At 54.5% G+C, this 25,450-nt stretch carries 23 protein-coding genes and 7 pseudogenes; 22 read left to right on the top strand and 8 right to left on the bottom strand.

Features of this window, described 5'->3' with window-relative positions; all coding sequences use genetic code 11:
- Window positions 1-35 precede the first annotated feature (35 nt).
- A complete protein-coding gene (locus tag P3S72_RS13555) occupies window positions 36-539 on the top strand; it encodes a heme-binding protein (protein WP_247397597.1) in 504 nt (167 codons plus the stop codon).
- Window positions 540-549: 10 nt separating this feature from the next.
- Window positions 550-960, top strand: a complete 411-nt coding sequence (uraH, locus tag P3S72_RS13550) for a hydroxyisourate hydrolase (protein ID WP_247397592.1) — start codon at window positions 550-552, stop codon at window positions 958-960.
- A gap of 198 nt (window positions 961-1,158) precedes the next feature.
- Here the strand turns inward: uraH and P3S72_RS13545 are convergent, their stop codons facing one another.
- On the bottom strand, window positions 1,159-2,100 hold the full coding sequence (locus P3S72_RS13545) for an aromatic alcohol reductase (protein ID WP_247397591.1): 942 nt from the start codon (window positions 2,098-2,100) through the stop codon (window positions 1,159-1,161).
- Window positions 2,101-2,197: 97 nt separating this feature from the next.
- Here P3S72_RS13545 and P3S72_RS13540 point away from each other — a divergent pair, with 97 nt between their 5' ends.
- The 7 genes and pseudogenes from P3S72_RS13540 to P3S72_RS13510 form a co-directional block, all read left to right on the top strand.
- Window positions 2,198-2,656, top strand: a complete 459-nt coding sequence (locus P3S72_RS13540; RefSeq protein WP_247397588.1) for a helix-turn-helix domain-containing protein — start codon at window positions 2,198-2,200, stop codon at window positions 2,654-2,656.
- Between the two features lie 289 nt (window positions 2,657-2,945).
- Window positions 2,946-3,242, top strand: coding sequence for a metalloregulator ArsR/SmtB family transcription factor (locus P3S72_RS13535; protein ID WP_247397610.1), 297 nt, complete (start codon window positions 2,946-2,948; stop codon window positions 3,240-3,242).
- A 55-nt stretch (window positions 3,243-3,297) separates the two neighbouring features.
- A complete protein-coding gene (locus P3S72_RS13530; protein WP_247397586.1) occupies window positions 3,298-4,308 on the top strand; it encodes an NAD(P)-dependent alcohol dehydrogenase in 1,011 nt (336 codons plus the stop codon).
- A 691-nt stretch (window positions 4,309-4,999) separates the two neighbouring features.
- Window positions 5,000-5,464 (top strand): DUF393 domain-containing protein, encoded by a 465-nt coding sequence (locus P3S72_RS13525; protein ID WP_276197720.1) that lies wholly within the window; start codon window positions 5,000-5,002, stop codon window positions 5,462-5,464.
- Window positions 5,465-5,619: 155 nt separating this feature from the next.
- Window positions 5,620-6,180 carry a GTP cyclohydrolase I FolE gene (folE, locus tag P3S72_RS13520; protein WP_247397583.1) on the top strand — a complete coding sequence of 187 codons (561 nt, stop codon included), beginning with the start codon at window positions 5,620-5,622 and terminating at the stop codon, window positions 6,178-6,180.
- 36 nt (window positions 6,181-6,216) lie between these two features.
- On the top strand, window positions 6,217-6,927 hold the full coding sequence (locus P3S72_RS13515) for an SDR family oxidoreductase (protein WP_276197719.1): 711 nt from the start codon (window positions 6,217-6,219) through the stop codon (window positions 6,925-6,927).
- 28 nt (window positions 6,928-6,955) lie between these two features.
- Window positions 6,956-7,069: pseudogene (locus P3S72_RS13510) on the top strand (metal ABC transporter ATPase); the annotation flags it as partial.
- A 103-nt stretch (window positions 7,070-7,172) separates the two neighbouring features.
- Here the strand turns inward: P3S72_RS13510 and P3S72_RS13505 are convergent.
- A pseudogene (locus tag P3S72_RS13505) lies at window positions 7,173-7,365 on the bottom strand (hypothetical protein).
- Between the two features lie 264 nt (window positions 7,366-7,629).
- Here P3S72_RS13505 and P3S72_RS13500 point away from each other — a divergent pair.
- The 4 genes and pseudogenes from P3S72_RS13500 (at window position 7,630) to P3S72_RS13485 (ending at window position 10,926) form a co-directional block, all read left to right on the top strand.
- Window positions 7,630-9,333: a methyl-accepting chemotaxis protein gene (locus P3S72_RS13500; protein WP_276197718.1), complete on the top strand. Its 1,704-nt coding sequence runs from the start codon at window positions 7,630-7,632 to the stop codon at window positions 9,331-9,333.
- A gap of 1 nt (window position 9,334) precedes the next feature.
- Window positions 9,335-9,468 (top strand): annotated as a pseudogene (locus tag P3S72_RS13495) (short-chain dehydrogenase); the annotation flags it as partial.
- Window positions 9,469-9,677: 209 nt separating this feature from the next.
- A complete protein-coding gene (locus P3S72_RS13490) occupies window positions 9,678-9,917 on the top strand; it encodes a hypothetical protein (RefSeq protein WP_247397580.1) in 240 nt (79 codons plus the stop codon).
- Window positions 9,918-10,143: 226 nt separating this feature from the next.
- Window positions 10,144-10,926 (top strand): hypothetical protein, encoded by a 783-nt coding sequence (locus P3S72_RS13485; protein WP_276197717.1) that lies wholly within the window; start codon window positions 10,144-10,146, stop codon window positions 10,924-10,926.
- A 285-nt stretch (window positions 10,927-11,211) separates the two neighbouring features.
- On the opposite strand, the gene P3S72_RS13480 is transcribed toward P3S72_RS13485, so the two are convergent.
- A complete protein-coding gene (locus P3S72_RS13480) occupies window positions 11,212-11,889 on the bottom strand; it encodes a glutathione S-transferase N-terminal domain-containing protein (protein ID WP_247397576.1) in 678 nt (225 codons plus the stop codon).
- Window positions 11,886-12,521: a TetR/AcrR family transcriptional regulator gene (locus tag P3S72_RS13475; protein ID WP_276197716.1), complete on the bottom strand. Its 636-nt coding sequence runs from the start codon at window positions 12,519-12,521 to the stop codon at window positions 11,886-11,888. Before P3S72_RS13475 ends, P3S72_RS13480 begins: the two co-directional genes overlap by 4 nt.
- A 181-nt stretch (window positions 12,522-12,702) precedes the next feature.
- Here P3S72_RS13475 and P3S72_RS13470 point away from each other — a divergent pair.
- Window positions 12,703-12,906: pseudogene (locus P3S72_RS13470) on the top strand (molybdopterin-dependent oxidoreductase); the annotation flags it as partial.
- Between the two features lie 70 nt (window positions 12,907-12,976).
- On the top strand, window positions 12,977-13,138 hold the full coding sequence (locus tag P3S72_RS13465; RefSeq protein WP_247397571.1) for a hypothetical protein: 162 nt from the start codon (window positions 12,977-12,979) through the stop codon (window positions 13,136-13,138).
- A 294-nt stretch (window positions 13,139-13,432) separates the two neighbouring features.
- Here the strand turns inward: P3S72_RS13465 and P3S72_RS13460 are convergent, their stop codons facing one another.
- Both P3S72_RS13460 and P3S72_RS13455 read right to left on the bottom strand, forming a co-directional pair.
- Window positions 13,433-14,746, bottom strand: coding sequence for a PAS domain-containing methyl-accepting chemotaxis protein (locus tag P3S72_RS13460; RefSeq protein ID WP_276197715.1), 1,314 nt, complete (start codon window positions 14,744-14,746; stop codon window positions 13,433-13,435).
- 236 nt (window positions 14,747-14,982) lie between these two features.
- Window positions 14,983-16,623, bottom strand: a complete 1,641-nt coding sequence (locus P3S72_RS13455; RefSeq protein WP_276197714.1) for a methyl-accepting chemotaxis protein — start codon at window positions 16,621-16,623, stop codon at window positions 14,983-14,985.
- Window positions 16,624-16,959: 336 nt separating this feature from the next.
- Here P3S72_RS13455 and P3S72_RS13450 point away from each other — a divergent pair.
- From P3S72_RS13450 to P3S72_RS29575, 3 genes and pseudogenes are all read left to right on the top strand, one after another.
- Window positions 16,960-17,144 (top strand): annotated as a pseudogene (locus tag P3S72_RS13450) (DUF393 domain-containing protein); the annotation flags it as partial.
- Window positions 17,145-17,425: 281 nt separating this feature from the next.
- Entirely contained in the window at window positions 17,426-18,964 is a 1,539-nt protein-coding gene (locus P3S72_RS13445; protein WP_276197713.1) for a cryptochrome/photolyase family protein, read from the top strand.
- A pseudogene (locus tag P3S72_RS29575) lies at window positions 18,961-19,116 on the top strand (DUF2256 domain-containing protein). The gene P3S72_RS13445 and the pseudogene P3S72_RS29575 overlap by 4 nt, the downstream one beginning before the upstream one ends.
- A gap of 584 nt (window positions 19,117-19,700) precedes the next feature.
- Here P3S72_RS29575 and P3S72_RS13440 read toward each other — a convergent pair.
- A pseudogene (locus tag P3S72_RS13440) lies at window positions 19,701-20,347 on the bottom strand (nicotinamidase).
- A gap of 144 nt (window positions 20,348-20,491) precedes the next feature.
- On the opposite strand from P3S72_RS13440, the gene P3S72_RS13435 reads away from it, so the two are divergent.
- On the top strand, window positions 20,492-21,184 hold the full coding sequence (locus tag P3S72_RS13435; RefSeq protein WP_276197712.1) for an NUDIX hydrolase: 693 nt from the start codon (window positions 20,492-20,494) through the stop codon (window positions 21,182-21,184).
- 75 nt (window positions 21,185-21,259) lie between these two features.
- On the opposite strand, the gene P3S72_RS13430 is transcribed toward P3S72_RS13435, so the two are convergent.
- Complete coding sequence (locus P3S72_RS13430; protein WP_276197711.1) at window positions 21,260-22,033, bottom strand: L-iditol 2-dehydrogenase; 774 nt, start codon at window positions 22,031-22,033, stop codon at window positions 21,260-21,262.
- A 291-nt stretch (window positions 22,034-22,324) separates the two neighbouring features.
- On the opposite strand from P3S72_RS13430, the gene P3S72_RS13425 reads away from it, so the two are divergent.
- The 3 genes from P3S72_RS13425 (at window position 22,325) to P3S72_RS13415 (ending at window position 25,408) form a co-directional block, all read left to right on the top strand.
- A complete protein-coding gene (locus P3S72_RS13425; protein ID WP_276197710.1) occupies window positions 22,325-23,245 on the top strand; it encodes an AraC family transcriptional regulator in 921 nt (306 codons plus the stop codon).
- Window positions 23,246-23,417: 172 nt separating this feature from the next.
- Window positions 23,418-24,365, top strand: a complete 948-nt coding sequence (locus P3S72_RS13420; RefSeq protein ID WP_247408040.1) for a nucleoside-specific channel-forming protein Tsx — start codon at window positions 23,418-23,420, stop codon at window positions 24,363-24,365.
- A gap of 14 nt (window positions 24,366-24,379) precedes the next feature.
- Window positions 24,380-25,408 (top strand): purine nucleoside permease, encoded by a 1,029-nt coding sequence (locus tag P3S72_RS13415; protein ID WP_247408038.1) that lies wholly within the window; start codon window positions 24,380-24,382, stop codon window positions 25,406-25,408.
- Window positions 25,409-25,450: the final 42 nt, after the last annotated feature.

Raw genomic sequence — 25,450 nt, 5'->3', positions numbered from 1 at the left:
GCTATGACTCAGCCAGACAAAATAAAGGAAAAAGCATGCGTATAAGCCTACCGACTTCATTGCTGACGTCACTCGCAATGAGCTCCGCGCTCGCCGTCGCATCACCGGATCAAGTTGTGCAGCGCAACGACGTGTCATTGGCAATGGCCAATGACTTGCTAAATGCCGCGCGGGCAGCGTGTCATGCCGATGGCCGTACAAGTGTTGCTGCAATTGTCGACCGTGGAGGCAATTTAGTCGCCCTGCAGCGCGACGATAACGTTGGCCCACACAACACATTAGCAGCCCAACGTAAGGCCTATACCGCCCTATCGACCAAGACGCCAACACGACTATTGGCAGAGCGTGCTCGCAGTACACCCGATGCTGAAAACCTCAACACCCTGAATGAGCTATTGCTGCTGGGCGGCGGAGTGCCGCTGTTGTTTGAAGGCCAAGTCATTGGCGCTATCGGAGTGGCCGGTGCAGGTGGGGCAGCATTCGATGAAGGGTGCGCATTAGTCGCTATCAACAAAATTTTACCTGCCGTTAAAAACTAAGGACATCATCATGACTGTATTAAAAGCTCTCTTCGCTGGCGTTGTATTGAGTGTCGTATCGTCACTGGCATTAGCGGCAGGAAACCCGCTCAGTGTGCATGTACTCAACTTACAAGATGGTTTGCCGTCTCCGGGTGTCAATGTCACGTTGGAAAAACAGGACGGCAAGAGCTGGAACATGCTCAACAGCGCAGCGACAAACGAGCAAGGTCGTATTCCCGGGCTGTACCCCAATGGTCAAGCCCTGGAAAAAGGCACCTACCGTGTCACCTTCAAAACCGGTGAGTGGTTCAACGCTCACAAAATCTCAAGTTTCTTTCCGGAGGTACCGGTCATTTTTGAGGTAGACGGCACCCTTGCGCACTACCACATCCCATTACTGCTCAGCCCCTACGGTTTCTCTACCTACAGAGGGAATTGAGCGTCTACCAGACAAAGAGACAAGGCCGCCCCTCATCGCATGGGCGGCATTTTTGTGCACGCCCCACTTTGCTGAGAATAACCGGTTGGGGACTCCCCCCGAACGTTAACGCCTTCGCATAGCACCCACTATCGGGCCAAGGTGCTTCTGAGCAGGTAAATCATGGGCGCGAGAACGTTCGGCTACCTGCTTTTGCGTTCAATTGTCTGTAAGGTATTTCCGAGCCCACTGCTCAGCGGTGGTGACTTGAATCGACTGCTGCTCGTTGAAAGTGACAGCTTTAGGCCACGCCACGCCTCGACCTTGTGCGAACACAGCGCGGTACTTTTTGATGTGATGAGTCGGGTCTTTCTCCAATTCCTGGATTAGGTACGGAACAGTCCACACGTTACGTTTGAATGGGCGTCCCAGAACACGTTCAAGGATGCTCGCAACCTGCCCATACGTCACAGTGTCGCCAGAAAGGTAGACGATTTGATTGCGGAATCGAGGTTCAAAGAAAACGACTTCCGCTGTCAGAGTACCGATGTCGTCTGGTGTCGTGAGCGTCACGCTGTTTTCAAGACTGCCTAGGGCGTTCACTGCGTCGTTTTCGAAGTCCACTACCTCAAATACAGGCTCGAAAAGGAAACTGGTGAACATACCCGTCGAGATGATTACCCATTCAGTTTTGTTTTGGGCACGAAGCAACTCGCGCACATCGAGCTGAGCATCGAATAGATCCTGGGGACTGCCCCGACCGATCACCTCAAAATCGACGCCAAACTGCCATGGGAAGTAGCGCTTCACGCCGGACTTGAGAGCTGCTGTCGCCAACTTCATCGGGGTTTCTCGACCCGCGACCATGCCTGCGCAGCCTATTACCGTATCGAACCGTGCGAACACTTCAGCAAGCTGATCGATTGAATCATTCACTAGGTCTGCGGCGACCATTTGAATGCCCAGACTACGGAGCTCATCGATTTCTACCTTTTTCTCAGGCACCTGAGTGTTGATGGTCGAATCCCTGAGCAGGACGCTGATTGTGGAGCCGGGTATACGCTTTGCCACCTGCGCAAGATTGCGTAAAACCGGAAGGCCAAGTTCACCGGCGCCTAGAACGAGAATTGATTGTGGGGAAAGCGGGGTCACTTTGGTCATGATTTCTCCTGAGACCGGTTGCCTGTAAGATAAGCGAATGCTTGCACGATTCAGCAGCGCTCGTAAGAAGGCACACGTGTGATACCAGGGGGGAGAAATGACCGATCATGAAACTCTTAGCCAAGCAGAAGCTATCTGCCAAACGCTTAGAGAAGATGATGATGGAGTCAGGCGGGAAGTCCTCGCTCACGCAGGCAGCCGCTGGTCATTGGGCATCCTGCATGCCTTGGGTGTGTACGGTAAGATGCGCCATGCCGAGATAAAAAGGCAGATGGCTGGTGTGACTCAGCGAATGTTGACGAAGACGCTACGCTCCATGGAGCGTGATGGCCTACTGATTCGGCGGGAATTCGGTGAAATTCCGCCCCGCGTCGAGTACGAACTGACGCCGCTGGGCATGGGGCTGTTGATCCGTATGTCCCCTATCTGGACGTGGGTAGTCGAAAATGCCGAGGATTTCCGCAAGGCACGTCGCATTTTCGACAGTCAGGATGGCAAAAAACCTTCATGGCAAATCCCCTCGTCGATTCCAGTAGATCCAGAAGCGCTTGAGTAATCTTTAGCGTTGCAAGTAACGTCCTTAGGCTAAATCGGGCTAAGCGTCCGTCCAACTCAGTAACTCGACGTGTATCAGGCAGAGCCTATAAAGTCGCTCGCGATCCGGAGCGCCTGCTCATTGAGAAGCGCGCCGAGGTACTTTCAGCGGCAGTCTATCCGCTGACAGATGATGATTGGGCTATGTACGTCGACCAAAGACTGCTGGAGGCGAGCTACTCAGCAGTAAATCCGCTGGCCATATAGATTATTTATTGAACATTTTGCAAAAACCCGTAACATCGCCCACCATGATACTCGAACAGCTCAAAGCCTTGGGCAATGACACTCGCATGCAAATGATGGAGTGGCTCAAAGACCCACTCAGTAATTTCCCACCTCAGGATCATGACGATCCTGCAATAGGAGTGTGCGTAACCCATTTGCAGCACAAGGCCGGCCTTTCACCTTCGACCGCGTCTGCACACTTAGCTATCTTGCAACGTGCAGGCTTCGTGCTAACCACCCGCATCGGAAAATGGACTTACTATCGGCGCAACGAGCAGGCGATTGCTGATTTTGCGGCTAGACTGACAATCGAACTATAATTTCTAACATTTCATTTCGTTATTTCGCGTAATTAGAAAACGCAAGGAATCCCCTATGAGCACTAAAACTATCTTCGTCCAACCCGGTGGCGGTTATGAAAAGGTTGTGGTTGGCAGTAGCGAAGTCCGGGCCGCAGCGCGCGGCGAAATCACCGTGCGCCTTCACGCCAACTCGCTCAACTACCACGACTTCGCGGTGGTCAGCGGTATGTGGGGGCCTAGCGAAAAACGCATCCCCATGGCCGATGGTGCAGGTGAAGTCATTGCTGTCGGCGAAGATGTCACTGAATTTAAGGTGGGTGACTCGGTTGTTAGCACATTCTTCCCTGAGTGGATCAACGGTGCGCCACTGGTTGAGGGCTTTGTTAGCGTGCCAGGTGATGGCATTGACGGCTACGCTCGTGAGCAAGTGACGGCCAAAGCCACATCGTTCACCCTCGCGCCTACCGGATACAGCCATGCTGAAGCGTCGACGCTCACCACTGCAGGCCTTACTGCATGGCGCGCCCTGATGGCCGATGACTCACTCAAGCCGGGCGACACTGTGCTCGTCCAAGGCACTGGTGGCGTTTCAATTTTCGCTCTGCAGTTCGCTAAAATGGCGGGTGCTACCGTCATTGCTACTTCTTCAAGCGACGAAAAACTTGAACGTCTGAAAGGGCTAGGCGCTGATCATGTGATCAATTACCGCAAAGACCTTAACTGGGGTGAAACTGCACGCGCTCTAACGGGCGGCCGTGGTGTTGATCACATCATAGAAGTCGGCGGCCCTGCGACTCTTGAGCAATCGATGATTGCAACTCGGGTTGCTGGTCACATCTCCATCATCGGGATACTGAGTGGAGTAAGCGGTGCAATGAATTTTGTACCCGCACTGATCAAGCAAGTGCGTCTGCAGGGTGTACTGGTGGGCAGCCGCAGCCAGCAGCAAGACATGATCCGAGCCATCAATGCTAATGGTATGCGTCCGATTATTGACCGTCATTTCCCTTTGAGCGAGATTGTCGAAGCGTTCAAGTATCAGGAAACCAACAAGCATTTCGGCAAAATTTGTCTGGATATCTAAGCGCGCATTACTGAGCATGAGAAGACCTTAAGGTTCGCCATGTGATTAGCTCTTCACGGCTTGCAAGGTTCGTCATTCAGACCTCAATGTAGGAAAAACCCATCCACAATAGTTGCCTCTCACTGTTCATGACGGCGTATGCGACCTCTGTAACCGTCCTGTCTTGAAAGCAATGCGCTAACCGGACTTTCTCCTGATCGCGGCAGATGTCAAAACCACCTAGAGAGGCTTCAGGGTGGAGCGTAGTGATTGATCGGTAGGATTGCATGCTGACTTGCATAGGTCGGCCACCACCCTTGTACTCAATCGAGCACCTTGTATAACTTTTTGCAAGGTGTTCTCAAAAAACGGACTGGGCTATTTGCAAGGTGTCTAGAGAATCCTGGGCGATTCAAGCTGCATCACACCTTTGGACTCGCTCACGTCTTAGTGATGAATTCAGTCCTGCGCCGCAAGCATTAACGTGCCTGACCAATTCTATAACGCCCCGCTTTTCCAAGAATAATGGGGGTGCCCACGATAACGGGAACGCCTTCGAGCACCTTGCCGTCACGAACCTGGATATGAACAGACAGGCGATGCGTTCACGAAACCGGGTGTCAGAGCGCATAGCACGGCAAAAGAACATTGCTCATTGTCAGTCCGTTTCTTTCAGCATATCTTGTACACAACCTATACAAGAGCATGCTCAATGTACAACAAAATGAAGTGGCCACTGACGCTGTACTTTGACGGTGAATGCCCTCTGTGTGCGCGCGAAATCAAGCTCCTGCGCGGACATGCCGTAAAGGATCGACTGTTTTTTGTGGACATCAGCAGCGGTGTATTCGACGCCAATGCACTCGGGTTCACGTTCGAGCAGATGCAGTCCTCGCTGCACGCCCGTTTCGCTGATGGACGCTGGGTAACGGGCCTGGATGCCACACTGTGGAGCTGGCGAGCCGCCGGCTTGGGCTTTTGGGCAACGCCACTGACGTGGAGTTTATTCCGCCCGCTGCTTGAATTCGGTTATCGCCTTTTCTGCCACTTACGCCCCCATTTGGCGTGGTTACCTCACCCAGATAGTGGCCGTCGCTGTCTCGATAACCGTTGCGAGGTGCCGGCGTCCAAACCCGCATCGGACGACCAGTCCACGTTGAAAACAAAGCAGACCTAGAAAGCTCCAATTTGTAATGGGCCCGGCGAAGAGCCTGGGTCATAGCTGATCTGGCGAACCCTGTGTCATCTGCGTCAGATCGTGCGCAGCAGATAGTCTCCTACTGCCAAGGATTGGCCGACACATAAAGCGCAGCAAGGCTTCGAGGAATCAAGATGAACCCATCATTAGCAGAGCATTACCGTGAAATTCTCGTCGGCGTAGGCGAAAACCCTGAGCGTGAAGGACTGCTGGATACACCCAAGCGCGCAGCCAAAGCAATGCAGTACCTGTGCAACGGCTACGCAATGAGTCTCGATGATGTGATCAATGGCGCATTGTTCGAATCACAAAACGATGAAATGGTCATAGTGCGCGACATCGAACTGTATTCATTGTGTGAGCATCACATGCTGCCTTTCATCGGTAAGGCTCATGTCGCGTACATCCCCACAGGAAGGGTACTGGGCCTGTCGAAGGTCGCCCGAGTGGTGGATATGTTCGCCCGTCGCTTACAGATCCAGGAAAATCTTACAAAGCAAATTGCCGACGCCATACAGAAAATTACCCATGCGGCTGGCGTGGCAGTCGTCATTGAAGCTAAGCACATGTGCATGATGATGCGAGGCGTGGAGAAGCAAAACTCGGTGATGACCTCTTCGGTGATGCTGGGAGCTTTTCGCGAGTCGTCCGCTTCGCGTCACGAATTTCTGCAACTGATAGGGCGAATGGGTTAATACCGAAAAATCGCGCCAGACTGTGGGTGAGGCTAAATGAACAGTTCCTTCAAGATGAACTCCCTTGGCGAGGGCTACCGTGCCTTGGTGATTGGCGCCAGTGGCGCGCTTGGCTCGGCTTTTTGTGAGTTACTCAATCAGGATCCACAGTGTGCGTATGTTCGTCAGTTGGGGCGCAACAGTGTTCCACACCTCGATCTGGAGGATGCCGACAGTATCGCCAGGGCGGCCTCCGAATTAGCTCAAGAAGCCCCGTACCAGTTAATTTTGCATGCTGCCGGTCTGCTACATCGCGACGAAATCAAACCTGAAAAAAGTTACTCCGCTATTGAGGCGGATACGCTCCAGGCGATATTCCAAGTCAACACAATCGGGCCTGCGCTGGTTTTGCGTCACTTTCTGCCCTTGCTTGATCCTCGTGGCGCGATGGCGATGCTCTCTGCCAAGGTGGGTAGTATCGGCGATAACCGCTTGGGCGGTTGGTATGCCTATCGCGCCTCCAAGGCAGCACTAAATATGCTGATTAAAACGGCGGCCATCGAACTGGCAAGAACGCGACCTCAGAGCCGCCTGCTGAGCCTTCACCCAGGTACAGTTGTTTCAGCACTGTCGCAACCCTTTCGTGGCGCCTCTGCCGCCAGGCCGGCAAACGTGGCCGCCTGTGAATTACTATCACTGATCGACCAATTAGAGCCTGCCGACAGCGGCAATTTCTTTGCCTATAACGGAGAACGCCTTCCTTGGTAGGCAGCGAGTTAACCTTGAATCGTAGGCGTTGACTGAAAGGGTATCGAATGGGGAAGTACGCGAGTTGGAGCAGCTGTCGCTAGAGGGCGATTTTTATCTGGCACGAGTCAGTCTCTATCACGACCTGTTCACTTTGCTGGACGTTGTAGCCTATCCACCTTCGCACCATCAATCATGGTATCGCAGATGCCCGGTGCCAGAGGTAAAGATTAGTCCCTGAAAGCTCCTGATGTTTACGACTAAACCTAGTGTACGTCGAAGTTCTTTTTGAACCCGCGAAGGTTCATCATGAAAAGGCAAACCTGCCCACAATATATTGCTCAGGCTAAAGCATTCAAATCCTGTCATCCGCCTTGCTGGTCGTTGAGACCCGATAAGCCAGGCAGCGAGCACCATCACCAACATCGCAGGCCATTGAATCCATTCTAGATAAGCCAAGCTTTTCACCCCATTCAAAATGGCGATTTACGCAGTTTCAATGACGGTTCGCGTTTCGGCCTGAAAATGAGTAAGATCGCACAATATTTGCTCAACCAAAAGGGAGCCATTTTATTTAATTATGTAAGATATGTTGGACGGACGCTTATACCGCTGGCACGGTATCTTTCTTTGGTAAACTCATAATTACCAAGCCGTTTTTTGTTGATGCTCTTAGAGAGGAGTCGGCAACAGTTAGATACGCTGCATATCCAGCGCGACGTCTTGACCAAGTCATACGCCGATTACAGTGCAGGCAATTTCTTGAACGTGCGCTTCAGACGCAAACGCGTGAGCCACGCTATTATTTCCTTTACAATATTGGAGAACTCGGTGACGTTAAGTATTTCTCGTTTGATGGCTTTCTGTGCAGCAGGCTTGGTCGCAACTGCCGTTGGTTTGACCCTATTAATGCACACCCAAATTAATGAACTCGATGGCATGGAGCTCAATAGCGAACGGTTAGGGATCGCTCTTGAATCGACCCAAAAATTGCGCTACGACAGCGCACAAATCCAACAGTTTTACACTGACGCTAGCCTAACCCAAGACCAAGAACCCATAGGCGATGCACAGAAATATTACAACGCATCGCTTCAGTTGCTCGATGAACTAACACCTATGGTTCCGAGCCTCTCCAGCAATATTCAGGCTTTGCGCACTCCACTTGAGCAGCTTAACAGCACCGGAAAGCTCATGGTGCAGGCCTATGCCCGTGATAAAGTTGATGGTGATAAAGTCATGGAAGACTTTGACCTGCGTTCAGCGAAAGTTATTTCCGACTTTGCTGCTTTTAGTGAGCCGCTGGATAAGCTATATCGTCAGCAGCTAATTGACAGCAAGGCTGAGCGCACAATGATTCGAACCACCAACCTCATCGCCTGGGGCACGGTCTTGGTCATTATGCTGGGGGCGTTGTGGTTAATTGCCAATCGAGTACTACCCCCCATGTACTCTTTGAGTAAGGCTCTGAGCGCGTTGAATGATGGCAGTGGCGACCTGAGCCGCACTATCAAATCGAATCGAGATGACGAAATTGGTCAGGTTATCGAACTGTTCAATGCATTCCTTGGAAGCCTACGCCTCAAAATCACCACAGTTGCAGATGTTTCAATGGGGCTGGAGCGCTCCGCCGAACAATTGCTGAGTGATGCTGACGCGTCTCAGCGCAGTGCTACGGATCTTCAAGTCGAGGTGGAACAAGTTGCGGCGGCGGCTAATCAGATGGCTACCAACGTGCAGGGCGTTGCTACAAACGCCCAAGCCAGCGCGGCTCAAACTCAAGATGCCGACAAGCAGGCACAAGCGGCGATTACCGTCGTCAATAAAACCATCATCGATATTCGCGCCCTTGCAGATGAGGTGGGTCGTGCTGCGATTGTGATTTGCGATCTAGAAGGCCATTCACGCGAGATAGGTGGGGTACTGGAGGTGATTCGTACTATTGCCGAACAAACCAATTTATTGGCTCTCAATGCAGCCATTGAAGCCGCTCGTGCAGGCGAGCAAGGTCGTGGTTTTGCCGTAGTGGCTGACGAAGTGCGTACGCTCGCTAGCCGAACACAAAAGTCTACGCAAGAGATAAATGGCATGATCGACCGCCTCCAAAACGCTTCGAAGCAAGCCGTAGAAGTAATGGACGATAGCCGTGTCTTCGCAGAGCGAGGCGTGCAGCAGGCGATTAGCGCTGGCGAGGCGCTGCAACGCATCAGCGGACTAGTGTCTTCTGTATCAGACATGAGCCTACAGATAGCTCAAGCTGCAAATGAGCAGGCCATGGTTACCGATGAAATTAATCGACGAATCAGCAGTGTCTCGGTCGTCGCGAACACCACTGTAGCGCTAGCCGAAAGCACTCTTAAGCGCGGACGCGAAAGCGGCGGAGACGCCGAGCGCTTATTGGAAATCGTGCATCAGTTCAAATTCTAACCTTAAAACGGCTGCCTTCGAACTGGCACGAACGCGGCCTCAGATCCGCTTGTTGAGTCTTCATCCCGGCACCGCTATTTCGTGCCTGCCGCCCCCCCCTTTCGCGGTGCCTCTGAAGCCAGACCGGCAAGCATTGGTAAGTATTGTCCTCAGATTCGACTATTTGCATCTGTCGGGAATAAACGCCGGTATCGTCGAGAAGTACTCTGAGAGCCTCCCTCTTGCTGGCTTCCCGATCAGCCACACAGTTATCGTACTCCACGCTTTTAGCCGGCCCCGCATCCAGGCATGGGTCGCGCTCGACCGGCGGGGGCGAATTGGATTTGGAGCTGGAGCAGCCAGCGATGAGTACGCTTGATAGCGCCAACAACCAGAGCTGGTTATGGACGCCCATCTGGCTGCGCCCCAAGCCCAAAGGCTTTGGGCCGGAGAATTCGCAGTCTTGGTGTTGTCTGCAAAGCTTTGCTGTGACGTACCGCACGCCATGGCCAGACTCCATCAAAGGGCGCTCGGATTTTTCAGCGACCATCGGTGTTTTTCCTTCAACTCGCGACCTCGTCCTGAAGACCGGTCTTGCCAACTAAATGCTAAGTGCCCGCGCAAGGCGCAATGGCTCATTCGTGGCGCCAATTCTGCCAGAGGGCTTCAGTGGTCGCGATGAATAGACACACCGCCAGATTCCGGGTTTTCGTAGAACTTAACTTAGCGAGCCTTCCGAGTATCAGTACCGGCTATTGCCATGTTCTAGATCTTTCTGGGAATGTATGCGCAGCCATATCCACCCAAACGCGACGCCCACAAGGAATATCTATGAATCAGGTTGCTGAAAGGTACTTTGGCGTATGGAAGCGGAGTCTGATCCAGTACCGCTCAGGGCGTTCGGACAGCGAAACAGCCGTGTACTGGCTACAAACACCGCGACTGTTTGCAGACCTAAGAATCCCCTCGATTTCACTTCCAAGTCTGGCGCTCGAAGACCTCAGCCACTCTCAACAACTGGCATTGTGTGAACAGCAAGGTTTCGCCGGGGTGACCCAAGTAGACGAAGACATTTGCCAATGGCATCGCAAATTGGACTACCAGCCGGTCAATGACGAGGAAGACATTGGACGCATGCACTTTGAAACCAGTGAGCGCCTAGTAGAGACGGCTCTGGATGAGAGTTACTACGAAATATGGGAACGTTTACCCGACTCACTCGGCTCTTGTCGAGGTCAATGGTTGAAAGCGGTGAACGAGCCGTCGCACCAGGGCTGCCTGCTATTGGCCGGAGACTATTTTATTTTCGCCGCCAGTCGTCCCACACCGATAACACCGGGGACTCATTTGCGCGAACAATTCGGCGAACCCGAAAACTCATTTAACCCAGCCTCCCTTTTAGCCTGCGAACTGTCTTTTGGTAGGCATAACGCGGGAGAAACTCCATGGAAAATAGAGTGTTCGACGCTCCCCGCCAAAACAGGCCAATTCCTACTGCCGTCGTCAGTGGATCCGTTTGCTCCGGCTATTTTTGCTAACGAAACCGTCATGTCTTCACTCGGCACATACAGTCCAGCTGGAGGTTGGCGCTGTGCGCCTGATCCACAATGGTGACCGCCTAATGCTGACATCACACTTGAGGTTGGCTTGCCAGACTGGTTTGTAGGTAGCACTTAGGAGCACCACTTGAGCGGCTGTTAAAGGCGCTGTGCATAGGAAAAAGCCGCCCGGTGCGGGCCCCTTATAGGGGCCCGCAGCCTTGAACCGAGCAAATTGCTCCACTTTTACCAATGCTCACTGGAGCAATGACGTGCGGAAGCCCGGATACGTAAAAGAACATTAAATCTCGACCCAATAGCGGGGAGTCCATTCATGCAAGTCGATCATGATCTGGCGCGCCTACTGACTAATCTGAGGAAACATTGCCTTACGCGCGTCAGCATCCATCTCGGTCTTGTAACTGTGGCGGGTCTTCAGTTCTTCGGTTCGCTGTGCTGCCGGTCGAGCATTGATGCCATCAAGGAGCCGTTTTACGTTTGGAAGTTTTACCCAAGCGTCATCACCTAGGATGAAAGGTACCGCGCGCGCCCAACCCCATACGGCCATATCCACCAGCGTGTACTCACTTCCGAGCATGTAAGGCTGTTTGGCCAGGTGCTCGTTGATGATCGTCCAGTGACGCCAGGCTTCGAAGGTGTAGCGGGTAACGGCGTAGTCTTTTGGCTCGGGTGCGAAGTGCTTAAAGTGAACAGCCTGTCCAGAGTAAGGGCCGATACCGGTCGCGACGAACATGAGCCAGGAATACATCTCACCTCGAGCCTTGAGATTGTCAGCAGGCAGGAACATACCTGTTTTTTCGGCTAGATAGAGCAGTATGGCGTTGCTGTCGAATACCACGTTGTCACCATCAACCAGAGCCGGTGTTTTGGCATTCGGATTGATCTTAAGAAACGCCGGATCGTGCTGTTCACCCTTGCGCGTATCAACAGGGATGAGTTCGTACTCAAGGCCTGACTCCTCCAAGAAAAGCGCAACCTTGGCGGGGTTAGGAGACGGGTGATAGTAGAGCTTGATCATATTGACTCCGTGCAGTGGTTTTCAGTGAACATCGCTAACGCCAAGGGAGGAAGCCCAAGGCTTTTGATTGCAATACTAATGGCGTCTGTTACCCACGCGGGATCGGGATTAACCCGTGCCAAAACTCGAATGCCCAGCAACACACTGAGCAAATGATGCGCACCCTGCTTCACATCAATCTCGACGGAATCGACAGATTGCATGCGGAAGGTTTGCAGGCGGCCTTCAAAAAAACTGCGAATGGACTCGAACTCTTCTGCGACGGCCTGTCGCAAATCCGTGTCTTCTGCATTTGCTTCGAGGGCAGAATTCACCAGCAGACACCCACGATGAAAAGGATCGTTCAGTGTGCGATTCAACACCTCTGCGAAGAACCCAGTTATGGCCATTCCAGCGTTTGGCAGAGCTTCAAGGCGCCGAATTCGATCACGCACACTGCACTCTAGATAGTGCACGAGGGCGCGACGGTAAAGACTACGTTTGTCGCCAAACGCGTTGTAAAGGCTTGGCTGATTGAGCCCGGTGCGATTGACGAGGTCTCGGGTCGAGGTGGCCTCGTAGCCTTGCGTCCAGAACGCTTCAGCGACGGCTGTTAAAACAGTCGACTCATCGAATGTACGGGGACGGGCCATGGTTTTCGCACGCATTAGAGAACTGTTGTTGACCATAGCACATGTTTTGTATCGCTCACCACAAAACAAATTTCACATCCCAGAACCTCACTGACCAGTGATGCGCACGGAAGAACTATCGAATGGAAGAGCAACAACTGGTCAATTTTTGATATCGACTCGCTCCCTTGCACATCCAGTCACGGCAGTGCATGCGCAAACGCTACTGACGCTGACCTACGACGGTGCCGTACTGCCCCGTGAATATGGCTTCCCAATGAAACTGCGCATGACCACCAAGCTTGGTTATAAGAACCCAAAGCACATTCAAGCGATTTTCGTCACCAATACCTATCCGGGTGATTACTGGGAAGACCTGGGCTACAACTGGTTCGGTGGTAGCTGACGCACATGGCAACCCCATTGCGCAGCCCGGGCTGCGCTTTTTCGCAACCTGAGTCTCAAGGAGCTTCACTATGAAAAAGTTAACGACTGCAATCCTAGGTATTTACCTGGCAGTGGGCGTCGCGGTTGTACATGCCGACGATACGATGAAGAAGAACACGAGGAAAAAAGATTCCATGTCCAATGACGGCATGAAAAAAGACGACATGAAAAAGAATGACATTTCTCAGTAAAGCAGGGCATTGCAGGAAAATTATACTGCGTCTGGAAAACCCGCCTCAGCGGGTTTTCTCGATGGCGCTTATAGGTGTATGGGATCAGGATGTAACTGCAATGCCTCACCCTATTTGGTAAGGTATTTGAAGTTACGAAGTTCAGGTTCGCTGCATTGCCCCCTCAATCCTTCTTGGATTTGAGTATTTGATGCGGGTGGACTCTTTGATATTGCCTGATATGAGACTGGCCTGGATGGAGGCCTTACTCATCTGACACCTAGGGCGATTCGCACTCCAGAGCCACATCATTTCCTAAGCAACCTGATTCGCAAATTTGCCGACCGCGTCGACTACCCTTTTAGCGCCATCCTGGATTTCCAGTATTACCTCTCCTGCCTGAGTAGCAAGTACAAGGCCCTGTTCAGCTTGGGACTTGCTGTTCGCCATTTCAGCTACGGTCTCTTCGACCAGCTTCTCGTTCTGCAAGACGACAGAGGCAATTTCTTCAGTAGCGCTGCTGGTGCGTCCAGCCAATTGTCGAACCTCATCCGCTACTACCGCGAAGCCTCGGCCCTGTTCGCCTGCACGGGCGGCTTCAATCGCGGCATTCAATGCCAACAGGTTGGTTTGTTGGGCAATACTACTGATCGTTTGAATGATCGAGCTGATCAACAATGACTGCTTACCAAGCGCTTCGACCCCGCCAGAGGCAGCCTGCATATCAACGGCAATTTTACGCATAGTATGCATAGTGTCATTGACTACCACGGCTCCTCGCTGAGCACTGACATCAGTCTGCTGGGAAATTTCAAACGCAGTTTGGGCAGCCTCACTGACCGCTTGTTCACGGATAACCTGGTCGGTGACAACGGTCGCAAATTTAACCACCTTGCAGAGTGTTCCTTCGGTGTCATAAACCGGGTTGTACGTCGCCTCCAGCCATACCGTCTGACCGCGACTGTCAATACGCTCAAATCGGCCGGCAACAAACTCACCCTTGTTCAACATTGCCCAAAAATCCTTGTATTTCTGGGACGAGGTTTCTTCTGGTGTGCAGAAAATACGGTGATGACTGCCTTTAACTTGGCCCAGGCTGTAGCCCATTGCTTTTAAAAACTGATCATTCGCCGTAAGTACATGCCCGGAGAGATCAAACTCAATCACCGCCGTCGAACGAAGTAATGCGTCAATGAACGAGACGCTTTCCGATGCTTTTTCCAATCGAGAGGTAATGTTCGTCGCATAGCAGGTGATATGACTCAACCTGCCAGTCATATCCGTTATGGGCTGCCAATGCGCATGAAGCCACACCAATGAACCGTCAGTATGCAGGTACCTGTATTCGTCAGAGATAGACTTACCTGCGGCTACGGCTGCCCGAAAGTTGTGAAAGCACGGTAGCTTGGACACATACTGCGGAACGAGATCGGCCATGGCGCGACCTATAAGCTGACTCTGGGTGTAGCCCAAAGCCTGCGCAAAACTTTCATTGCATGCGGTAATTTTAAAAGTTGAATCAATACTCAACGTTAGCATTTCACGGTTTAGGCCATCGCGTAATTGGCGCAGCTCCGACAGCTCTGCTGCCTGAGATTGAAGCTGGTTCTTGATTTTGGTATTGAACATGGGAAACCGCCTGTTGGGTCATAATAAGTCTATCGGCATGGTCAGCAGGATGTTGAGGCGACCAGACGAGTGAAACGTCATATAGAAAAATCTTCCTACATCGTCGCTGAGCTGCCATGACATACCGTATTTACTCGCGTCCGGGTTAGACGTTCAATCTTTCGGCGGGCAGATCACTGGTAGCGTAGCAGGCACCCATGCGCCATAGAGGGACTTCCTAGCTCACCCCGAATATCCTAAGCGGCGCTGAAGAACGCCACTTTCGCGGTAAGGCGATCCGCCAACTGCGAGAGCTCCATGCTAGCCGTTGCCACTTGAAGCGAGCCGGTGGCCGACTGCACCGTGGATCCGTGGATGCGGTTTATATTTTGAGCGACATCATCGGCAACGCTACTCTGCTGCACGGAGGCACTTGCGATCTGGGCGTTCATATGACTGATGGCGCCAACCTGCTCGCTGATCCTGGTTAATGCATTCTGCGCACTGCGGGTTTGTGTGACCGTTTGGCTCACCAGCTCGCAACTATTGCGCATTGTTTGCGATGCGGTTTCAGTACCCACTTGCAGCGTGCTGATCATCTCCCGAATTTCCTCGGTCGACTGCTGTGTACGATTGGCCAGCGAGCGCACCTCATCAGCTACCACCGCAAACCCGCGCCCATGCTCTCCTGCCCTAGCAGCCTCAATAGCAGCGTTTAGGGCCAACAAATTGGTTTGCGAGGCGATGGAGTTGATTACGTCGATCACTGACTCGATATTTTCACTGTGTTTGGATACCTGATTCACGGTGTCCGTGGTTTGCTCCAGGGTTATTGCAAGCCGTTCGATGGCAAGAGTGGTGCTTGCAACTAATTGATTGCCACTTTCCACTTCTATATCGGCCAACCGGGAAGCATTAGCCGCCTGCGCGGCATACCCGGATACTTCATTAACAGTCGCAGCCATTTGCGTGATTGCTGCGGCCACCTGCTCGGCTTCGCGGGTTTGCAGGCTGATCTGCTCATTGTTAGCCGATGAGGTGGCAGACAATTGGGCAGACGAGTGATTGACCTCACGGGCCGCTATCCGCACCTGCTGGATAGTCTCTGCCAGGTGGCTAAGCGCGTCTTTCAATACCCCCATCACGCTGTCCGGATAATCTGTAGAAATAGTCTGATTCAGGTCACCTGAAGCCAGCCGCTGGATAGCTAATGCAACCTCGGCGGGCTCCGCGCCCAGTGTGGACTTAACGAAACGAATAATCACAGCTGACAGCATGATGCTCAGCAGCAGGGCAATAACGGTTGCGATCAGCATCAGCGTACTGAACTGGCTAGCGGTTGCCTGAATCGCGCCAAGCTTCACCTTGATTGACGCCTCCTCGTAGTCGATCAACGCATTCACGCGTTTCAACCACTCACTGTAATCCAAAGACGTTTGACGCATCAGCAGTGCCTGGGCTCCTGAAACATCGCCAGTCCGGCGCAGGGACAGTACCGCCTGGGTAGATTTCAGGGTTTGTTGTTCGATGTCCTTAATAGCGCTGAGCAATCGAACCTCTTCGGCAGTCACGCTTACGCCCTTGAACAGCTGATCCATAGGCGCCGCCGAGTCGGAGTAAGCCTTTTCCAAGGTTGTAACCTCCGACAAGTGTTTTTCCAGATCCAGATCGGTCGTCACCAGCACTGCATCCCGGATAGCAATGGCGCGGTTGTGCACGCTCCCACGGAAATTGATGGCATAGCGCTGCACCTTTGCCGCGTTTTCGCTAACGTCGACCAAGGTCGAATCAATGAACGCAACGCGCTGAATACCGATGGCTGTTATCACTATAAGTAGCGCCAGGATGGCTGTGAAACTGAGGCCTATACGTGTGGCCAACGAAAGCGTTTTCTTCATGGCTAGCTCAATAATATGCCCTGTCCGGGACAGGCTTAATGCGATCGCTTCTAATCTGTAATCGCGTTAAATCCGCCGACGATAAATCGATGCTGGATGCGTCATCTGAACTGCAATGGGCATAGCGGGCTATCCATGGGATTTCAGGGTGACTTTTGCAGTCGTATCTGATGAGTGAGGCTGTCGAAAGCCAACGTTCTTGAGATCACCAAAGGGGCACCAATAAACCCATTTCATCGCTTAGCTGAGCTCCCATTGTCAGTTCAGCTCTTTGAGAATATCCTTTAAATAAACTTATACAAAATGTTTGTTTATGTACAATAAAAATAGTGGCCACTGACGCTCTATTTGATGGCGCGCGCCCACCATGCGCTCGAGAAATCAAGACACTACGCACACAGGCTATGCCGGATCGCCTCCTGCTTGTTGACATCCGCGATGATGCGTTCGACGCAAAATCCCTGGGATCTCCTCTTGAGCCTACGGAGTCGTCGCTGCACGCCAGGTTCGTCGATGGAACATGTGGGAACGTAGCCACGTTGATAGTCGCAGAGCGACGATGTCACTACGTAAGGTGAACTGACCGGTAGTAGCAAAATCGATTAGGCGGTACAGGTTTGCTGACAGCAAAAAAACACTCACGTCACCCACCAAACCGGCCAAAAAACACCTATACACTCACATCTCCCTGTATAGGTTTTCTCGCTCGATATCGAAAGTTCGATGGAAGGATCGGTACTGCGCATAATCGCTGCGGCGCCTTATTGCTTCTGCGCGCATTTATTCCACTGGATTCTGTTTGATGCATACGACTCGCCGGCTACTCCTCGTCCTAGGTGACCAGCTATCTTTCAATCTCGCCTCCTTGCATGGGCTGGATACCAAAAGCGATACAGTGCTGTTGGCCGAGGTGATGGAGGAAGCACGCCATGTCCCTCACCATCCGCAAAAAATCGCGCTGATCTTTAGCGCCATGCGGCATTTCGCAGAGGCTCTGCAGCAGCGAGGAATTCGAGTGCAGTACGTTGCGCTCGATGATCCAGAAAATACTGGGTCGGTGCCGAGCGAATTACGGCGGTGGCAGGCACTCATGCAACCAGATGAAGTACACATCACAGAGTGCGGCGACTGGCGCCTGGAGCAATCACTCAAGGACTGTGGCTTAGCGATCCAATGGCACCTCGATAGTCGCTTTCTCTGCACACGCACAGAGTTCTCTAACTGGGCCAAAGGCAAAAAGCAGCTGCGCCTGGAGTTTTTCTACCGCGAGATGCGTCGCAAGAGCGGGTTATTACTAAATGGCGACGGCACCCCGGTCGGAGGCGCCTGGAACTTTGACGCGGACAACCGCAAGGCATTGCCCAAGGGTATTAGACCCCCTTCGCCAGCCCGCTTCAGCCCGGATGCAATCACTCAGGATGTGCTTGCGTTGGTAGCCAAACACTTCTCCAGCCACTATGGCGCCCTCGACACGTTCTCCTACCCAGTAACCCACGCCGAAGCTCAGGCCCTATGGGTTTACTTCCTTGACTGGGGCTTGGCAGCCTTCGGCGACTATCAAGACGCCATGGCTAGCGACGAGCCTTTCCTGTTTCATGCCCGTATAAGCGCTGCACTAAATATTGGCCTACTGGATCTTCGTCAGCTTTGCAGCGATGTGGAGTCAGCCTATTTGGCGGGCAGTATTGCGCTCAATGCTGCGGAAGGCTTTATTCGCCAGTTGATCGGCTGGCGGGAATACGTCCGGGGCGTCTACTGGCTGAAGATGCCTGACTATGCCGAGGGCAATGCATTCGGTAATACCCGGTCGCTGCCTGAGTTCTACTGGACAGGCGAAACACGCATGAACTGCATGCGCCAAGCCATCGGCCAAAGCCTCGAGTATGCCTACGCACACCATATCCAGAGACTGATGGTCACCGGTAATTTCGCTCTGCTCGCGGGCATCGTACCCAGTCAAATTTGTGCGTGGTACTTGGCAATTTACATGGACGCGTTCGACTGGGTGGAGCTACCCAATACACTCGGCATGGTCATGCATGCCGATGGCGGGTATCTGGGCTCCAAGCCCTACTGCGCAAGTGGCCAGTACATCAAGCGCATGTCTGACTATTGTCATGGCTGCACGTACAAGGTGAGCGAAAGCATCACGGACGACGCCTGCCCTTTCAACTCACTCTACTGGCACTTCCTGATGCGTCACGGTGACCGTCTGCGCGGTAATAACCGCATGGGCATGACCTATAAAAACCTCGACCGCATGGATGAATCCAAACAGCAGGCGCTGTGGCGACGCGGCGAGTGGTTGCTCGCTAAATTAGATGAAGGGGGGGCATTTTGAAACAGCGTGAGTGCCCCATCAACACCTGCATGATCTGCGGTGTTCCCTTCACATAGAGAAAGAAATGGGCGCGCTGCAGGGAGAAAGTTCGTTACTGCTTAGAGCTCCGCCGGCGTAGCATTCTTTCTTCCGGGTCGAAAGTGGTGATTTGATTGGAAGCATTTCCGACCCACGCAAAGCTACGGTGTTTGATAACGGTAGGTTTTTATCAAACGTTGGATAGACCGGTGGAAATATTTAAACCTCTGCGTACCAAGATTAAAGCACCGTCACTGCGTTCAACGCCCAGTGTGGGATGACCTGAAACTCAAACTGCGGCCTTCAATTCCTACGCTACCAAACCAAGTTTTTACGAGGAAGGATCGAGCTCATGCCATCGCAATATTCGCTAGCTGATGTCCTAGAGAGGACGTACCAAAACCAGCTAGCCCTTGAGGCAGCCCTGATGGAATTGACCCGCCATGTGGAAGCCCCGATATCTGCACGTATCAACTCATCTGGATCTTCTTGAACCTTTTCAATAAATCCCCATCCTTTATCCGCCTCTGAGCTAGCGCCTCAGTCGTGTCCATTTCTGGCCGAAAACATGGACAAAATCCTGACTCTGTAACTCTTTGAATTTATTGGATTTAGGCGGTAAATCTTTAGACATGCTCACGGGTATACCTGTCGGTGTCGAGCAAACCCAGGATCACCGGGGCTTCGTAGTCGTAGGCACTTTCCATGGTGTGTCCCCTTAGCGCGTGGCCATCGCAGCCAGTTCTTCGCGGGTGCGGCTGATGCCGGCACCGGCCTTGAGCAACTCGTTGACAGCCTGTACACCGCCCTCCTGCGTAATACCCCGGCACGCCGGCAGGTGCAGCACCACTTCCAGGCCGGCCTTGAGCAGTTGCAACGCGGTGGTCTTGACGCAGTAGTCGAGGGCCAGGCCGCCGACGATCACGCGGCTTACGCCCTGGGCTTTGAGGTACTCGATGACGCCCGTGGACAGCTTGTCGTGCAGATCGTGGTAGCAGGCGCCGTAGGGGTGCAGGTCGGGTTCGACGCCTTTCCAGATGAAGTAATCGTAGTCATAGGGCGTGGGCAGTTCATCGAGCAGGCTGAAGCCCTCGGTGCCCGGCACGCAGTGGCTGACCCAGGTGACATCGGCGTGGGCCAGGCCGGTGGGTTGCAGCATCTCGCTGTGTTGCTTGACCACCCACGGCGCATGTGGAGTGTGGGCGTCCTTGCTGCCGACACGGTAGCCCGCGAGGCTAGCCATGTAGTTGAGTTCGGCACCGATGAGGTCCCCCCGGCCACTGGCAATTCGTTGGGGCACAGCGGCGTAAAGCTCTTCTGGGCGTCGACGTCGAATGAAGCGATGGCATGTTTCGAGAGGGTCATGGCGGGTCTCCTGCGGCCTGAAAAAAAGTACACGTCACGTACTTTCATTGCAAGAAAGATTTATTTATATAGGCTTTAGTCAGTACATGACATATTTGTTCGATCCGTTAGACTGTGCGCCACCGCTGTTTAGAAGGACTGCACATGCCACTTAGCGCCTACCTCCACACCGTCGACCTGTGCGTGCTGTTCTACTGCCGCGCGGCAGGAGAACTGAAGCTGCTGCTGAACAAGCGCGACACCGAACCCTTCGCCGGGCATTGGGCACTGCCGGGTGTGGTGGTGAATGGCGACGTGCAGGACCTGAGCCTCACGGATGCCGTGGAGCGCCTGCGCGCGAGCGACAAAGTCGGCCTCGACCTGGTGTGGAGCGAGCAAGTGGGTACGGTGGGCGACGCGTTCCGCGATCCGCGTTGCTGGTCGTCGTCCACTTTCTACCTGGCGATCATCGCGGATGAGGTGACGCTGGGCGAGCATCAAGCCTGGTTTTCGCTGGATGCGCTAGCCGACGGCCACATCAAGTTGCCGTTCGATCACAACACCATCGTGGCCGCCGTGCAGGCGCGGTTACTGTCCAAGTCGCTGTACAGCAGCTTGCCGCTGATGTTCCTGGGCGAGGAATTCAGCGCCCCGCAAGCGACGGCGATCTTCTCGCTGGTGCTCGCGCGGCCGGTGTTGAAGACCAGTGTTCGCCAGCGTTTGCTGAAGCTGACTGAGGTGGGGTATTTGCGGGAAACGGGGCGCAAGAAACCAGGCGAAGGCGGCAGGCCCCAGGCGACGATGGAGAACTTGAAGCCGGGGAAGATTTATTTCTTCGATCGCAGTTTTGCCGACTAGCGCGGTATTCAAGAACAACCACGATCCAATGTGGGACGGGGCTTGCTCGCTCCCACATGTTGATCGGTGTATGGCCTAACTCATCCAGTTACCGCCATCGACGTTGTAGGTCTGGGCGACGACATAGTCGGCGTCCTGCGACGCGAGGAAGATCGCCATACCGGTGAGGTCTTCAGCGGTGCCCATCCGCCCGAACGGCACCTCGTCGCCTACCCGCTTCTTTTTCTCGCCCGGCGCTAGGCCTTCGTGCTTGGCGAACAGCGCGTCCACCCCGTCCCAATGCTCGCCGTCGACCACACCCGGGGCGATGGCATTGACGTTGATGCCCTGCTTGATCAGGTTCAGCCCCGCCGATTGCGTGAGGCTGATCACCGCCGCCTTGCTCGCGCAGTACACCGCGACCAGCGGCTCGCCACGCCGCCCGGCCTGGCTGGCCATGTTGATGATCTTGCCGCCGTGGCCCTGGCGGATCATCTGCCGGGCTGCGGCCTGCAGGGTGAACAGCGTGCCGGCGACGTTGATCGAGAACAGCCGCTCGAAGCGCTCGCGGGTGATGTCGACAATCGGCGCCAGGTCGAACAGCGCGGCGTTGTTGATCAGGATATCCAGCCGGCCCGCATGGGCCACCACGGCGGCAATCGCGGCGTCGATGGAGGCCTGGTCGGTGACGTCCATCGCCACCGCGTAGGCCTGCGGGCCCAGTTCGGCCGCCGTGGCCTGGGCCCGTTGCAGGTCGATATCGGCGATGGCAACCGTCGCGCCTTCACCGATATAGGCCTGGGCAAAGGCGCGGCCGATGCCACGCGCCGATCCGGTGATCAGCGCGCTCTTACCTTCCAGTCGTTTCATGGGGTGCGTGTCCCTTGGGCATTTATTTGGGATAACCGACGCGTTTTATCTCGCGTTCGGTGGTGGGCTGAGCCTGGAACCGGCAGTTTCCACCTGTTGTTTTTATCGGTGAGGGCCGATTACAGCAGCTTGGCCAGGCCCTCACAAACCCATGGCGAATGCTCGGCTGATACTTTTTTGACCCTAGACCCCAGCGCAAAAAAGTATCAGTACCGGGCAAAACCTTGGGTAGCGCCGCTGTCGCCAACCCGCGTATTTTGGGGCACTCCCCCAAGTACAAGAGGCATCACCATGCCCGTCAGTCGCGCCGAGCTGTTCGAGCACCGCCCCGCCGAACTCGAAGTGATCCTGCCCGAACCGGAGCACTGCTTTCGCTGGTTAGAACATGACTATCCCTACGAGCTGGCTCGCTGGAATCACCACCCCGAATTCGAGATCCACCTGATTCGCCAAGGCAGCGGCAAGTTGGTGGCGGGCGACTACATCGGCGCATTCAGTGCAGGGCATGTCGCGCTGATCGGCCCGGACCTGCCCCACGACTGGATCGGCGACCTGGCCCCCGGTGAGTACCTGAGCGGCCGCGATGTGGTGCTGCAATTCGATGGCGCCGCCCTCCTCGCCCTGCGCGAGACCCTGCCGGAACTCGGCGATTTGCAGGCGTTGTTCGAACAGGCCCGGCGCGGCCTGGCGTTCAGCGGCGAGACCGCTGTGCAGGCGGCCCAACTGATGGAAGACATCGGCAGCGCCCACGGCCTGCAACGCCTGATCCTGTTCCTGCAACTGCTCGACACCCTCAACAACGCCCCGCCGCCGCAGGTCCAGGCCCTGGCCAGCCCGTGCTACGCGCCGACCCTGGACGCGCGCAGCGCCGAGCGCATCAACAAAGCGTTCGACTACCTGATGCGTGAACTGACCGGCGATTTGCGCCTGTCGGTGATCGCCCGGCAACTGGAGATGAGCGAGCCGGGCTTCTCACGCTTCTTCAAGCGCAACACCGGCCATGGCTTTATCGACCTGATGCGCAAGTTCCGTATACAGCGGGCGTGCCGGCTGTTGCTGCAAAGCGAGCTGTCAGTGGCGGCTATCTGCTTTGAAGTGGGCTACGCCAACCTGTCCAATTTCAACCGGCACTTTCGCATCGAGATGCACCAGACGCCCAGCGAGTATCGGCGCGAAACCGCCATGCACCTGTTCAATCGCAGCGAAAAATGACACCGCGTCAATGCTGACCAAAAGGTCGATTAATTCCACTTTTTTCAAAGCGATTCAAGCCATTGAGTAAAGTTGGTACAGCCTGTGCAAACGTTTGCGTAACGAACTTGATCGCCAGGTTCACTCCAACCCGAAGAATCGGGTCTAAACCGCGAACGAATAGGGATTTTCAATGCACTCCACCTCAAGGCGTTCCGCTTCCTTTGGTGTCTCCTTGCTACTGAGCGCCGTTACGGGAGTACTCAGCCCGTCCATTCTGGCGCAGGAACAACCCGTCGATGACTCAGCACAGGGCGAAACCCTGAGCCCTGAAGCCAGTCCGACGAAAAAAGGCGCATACCTGTCGGACTGGTTCAACCAGGACCTGACATTGATCGGCAGCAAAGACATCAGCTTCGGCCCCAAGCCGGCCGATGACGTTTACCTGGAGTACGAGTACTTCGGCCGCAAGGGCCCGTTCGAACTGTACGGTTACATCGACGTGCCGAAGATCCTCGGCATCGGTAACAGCAATGACAAAGGTGCGTGGGATCATGGCTCGCCGCTGTTCATGGAGCACGAACCGCGGATCTCCATCGATTACCTGGCCGGGCGCAGCCTGGCGATCGGCCCGTTCAAGGAATGGTATGTGGCCTTTGACTGGATCTACGACCACGGCAGCAACACCGCCAACCGCGCCAACACCTTGTACAGCGGCCTCGGCACCGACATCGATACGCACTCGCGGGTCAACCTGTCCGCGAACTTCTATGGGCGTTACCAGTGGGAAAACTATGGCGCAAGCAATGAATACTCCTGGGACGGTTACCGTGCGCAGATGAAGTACATCGTGCCCATCGACACGTTCGACAACGGCGCCTCGCTGACCTACATCGGCTTCACCAACTACGATTTCGGCTCGGACCTGCACAAGGACAACCCGGCGCGCACCGCCAACGCGCTGGTAGCAACCAATGTGCTGCTGTATTCGTTCACCCACCTGCGCTTCACCCTGGTCGGTCGTTACTTTCATAACGGCGGTAACTGGGAAGATGGCAGCGAGTTGAATTTCGGCGACGGCAACTTCCGCGCCCGCTCCAACGGCTGGGGTTATTACGCCGGCGTGGGCTACCAATTCTAATCAAGGAGTCTTAGATGAAAGCGTTTAACCGTCTCTCGCTGGCCGTCGGCCTGGCCCTGCTGCCCCTCGTGGTGCTGGCGCAAGCGCCTGCGCCGATCAAACCGAAAGTGATGCTGATCACCATGTTCGCCCCCGAGGCGCAAACCTGGATCGATCGCCTGGCGCTCAAGCAGGAAGTCCGCGTGCCGGGCTTGTCCGCCGAATACCCGGTGATTCGTTGCAACACCGAAGAGGTGTGCCTGCTGGTGACCGGCATGGGCCAGACCAACGCCGCCGCGTCCACCCTGGCCCTGGCGTTATCGCCCAAGTTCGACCTGCGCCAGAGCTACTTTCTGATCGCCGGGATCGCCGGCATCAGCCCCAAACACGGCACCATCGGCACGGCGGCCTGGGCCCATTACCTGGTGGAGTTCGGCACCCAATGGGAGCTGGATTCGCGGGATGCGCCCAAGGATTGGCCGACCGGCTACATCGGCATCAATACCAAGGGCCCCAACGAAAAACCGCCGCTGGACTACAAGACCGAAGTGTTCGAACTGAACCCGAAACTGCAGGCCAAGGCGTTTGCCCTGTCGCAGAAGGTGGAGCTGACGGAAAGCCAGGAATCCGCCGCCTGGCGTAAGCACTACCCTGCCGCACCGGCCAATCAGCCGCCGCAAGTCACCCGCTGCGACACACTGGCGGGCAACACCTGGTTCTCCGGCACGCGCCTGAGCGAGCGCGCCGAAGTCTGGACCCGCTTGCTCACAGACAACAAAGGCGAATACTGCACCACCCAGCAGGAAGACAACTCCACCTATGAAGCCCTGCTGCGCGCCAGTCGCGAGGGTCTGGTGGACATCCAGCGCCTGGCGGTGGTACGCGCCGGGTCGGATTTCGACCGGCCTTATCCGGGCTACAGCGAGGTGGATAACCTGCTGAAATATGCCGACCAGGGCGGGTTCGTCCCGGCGCTGGAGAACCTGTACCGCACGGGTAACCCGTTGGTCCAGGCGATCCTGAAGAACTGGTCGGCGTGGGAAAAAGGCGTGCCCGAAGCCTAATAAAAACCCCGATGTGGGAGCGGGTTTGCTCCCACATTTTTA

The organism is Pseudomonas sp. D3 (assembly GCF_029320995.1).
Lineage (GTDB): Bacteria > Pseudomonadota > Gammaproteobacteria > Pseudomonadales > Pseudomonadaceae > Aquipseudomonas > Aquipseudomonas paraveronii.
The sequence above is the reverse complement of the archived record's forward strand: the minus strand, read 5'-3'. Positions and strand labels throughout refer to the sequence as shown.

Bases quoted from the DNA above. Each gene is read 5' to 3' on its own strand.
- P3S72_RS13480 (WP_247397576.1), bottom strand. From the start codon at position 11,889: ATGATCAAGCTCTACTATCACCCGTCTCCTAACCCCGCCAAGGTTGCG.
- P3S72_RS13540 (WP_247397588.1), top strand. From the start codon at position 2,198: ATGACCGATCATGAAACTCTTAGCCAAGCAGAAGCTATCTGCCAAACG.
- P3S72_RS13525 (WP_276197720.1), top strand. From the start codon at position 5,000: ATGTACAACAAAATGAAGTGGCCACTGACGCTGTACTTTGACGGTGAA.
- P3S72_RS13545 (WP_247397591.1), bottom strand. From the start codon at position 2,100: ATGACCAAAGTGACCCCGCTTTCCCCACAATCAATTCTCGTTCTAGGC.
- P3S72_RS13475 (WP_276197716.1), bottom strand. From the start codon at position 12,521: ATGGCCCGTCCCCGTACATTCGATGAGTCGACTGTTTTAACAGCCGTC.
- P3S72_RS13425 (WP_276197710.1), top strand. From the start codon at position 22,325: ATGCCCGTCAGTCGCGCCGAGCTGTTCGAGCACCGCCCCGCCGAACTC.
- P3S72_RS13455 (WP_276197714.1), bottom strand. From the start codon at position 16,623: ATGAAGAAAACGCTTTCGTTGGCCACACGTATAGGCCTCAGTTTCACA.
- P3S72_RS13485 (WP_276197717.1), top strand. From the start codon at position 10,144: ATGAATCAGGTTGCTGAAAGGTACTTTGGCGTATGGAAGCGGAGTCTG.
- folE (WP_247397583.1), top strand. From the start codon at position 5,620: ATGAACCCATCATTAGCAGAGCATTACCGTGAAATTCTCGTCGGCGTA.
- P3S72_RS13530 (WP_247397586.1), top strand. From the start codon at position 3,298: ATGAGCACTAAAACTATCTTCGTCCAACCCGGTGGCGGTTATGAAAAG.
- P3S72_RS13465 (WP_247397571.1), top strand. From the start codon at position 12,977: ATGAAAAAGTTAACGACTGCAATCCTAGGTATTTACCTGGCAGTGGGC.
- P3S72_RS13445 (WP_276197713.1), top strand. From the start codon at position 17,426: ATGCATACGACTCGCCGGCTACTCCTCGTCCTAGGTGACCAGCTATCT.
- P3S72_RS13415 (WP_247408038.1), top strand. From the start codon at position 24,380: ATGAAAGCGTTTAACCGTCTCTCGCTGGCCGTCGGCCTGGCCCTGCTG.
- P3S72_RS13460 (WP_276197715.1), bottom strand. From the start codon at position 14,746: ATGTTCAATACCAAAATCAAGAACCAGCTTCAATCTCAGGCAGCAGAG.
- P3S72_RS13515 (WP_276197719.1), top strand. From the start codon at position 6,217: ATGAACAGTTCCTTCAAGATGAACTCCCTTGGCGAGGGCTACCGTGCC.
- P3S72_RS13490 (WP_247397580.1), top strand. From the start codon at position 9,678: ATGAGTACGCTTGATAGCGCCAACAACCAGAGCTGGTTATGGACGCCC.
- P3S72_RS13555 (WP_247397597.1), top strand. From the start codon at position 36: ATGCGTATAAGCCTACCGACTTCATTGCTGACGTCACTCGCAATGAGC.
- P3S72_RS13435 (WP_276197712.1), top strand. From the start codon at position 20,492: ATGCCACTTAGCGCCTACCTCCACACCGTCGACCTGTGCGTGCTGTTC.
- P3S72_RS13420 (WP_247408040.1), top strand. From the start codon at position 23,418: ATGCACTCCACCTCAAGGCGTTCCGCTTCCTTTGGTGTCTCCTTGCTA.
- P3S72_RS13430 (WP_276197711.1), bottom strand. From the start codon at position 22,033: ATGAAACGACTGGAAGGTAAGAGCGCGCTGATCACCGGATCGGCGCGT.
- P3S72_RS13535 (WP_247397610.1), top strand. From the start codon at position 2,946: ATGATACTCGAACAGCTCAAAGCCTTGGGCAATGACACTCGCATGCAA.
- uraH (WP_247397592.1), top strand. From the start codon at position 550: ATGACTGTATTAAAAGCTCTCTTCGCTGGCGTTGTATTGAGTGTCGTA.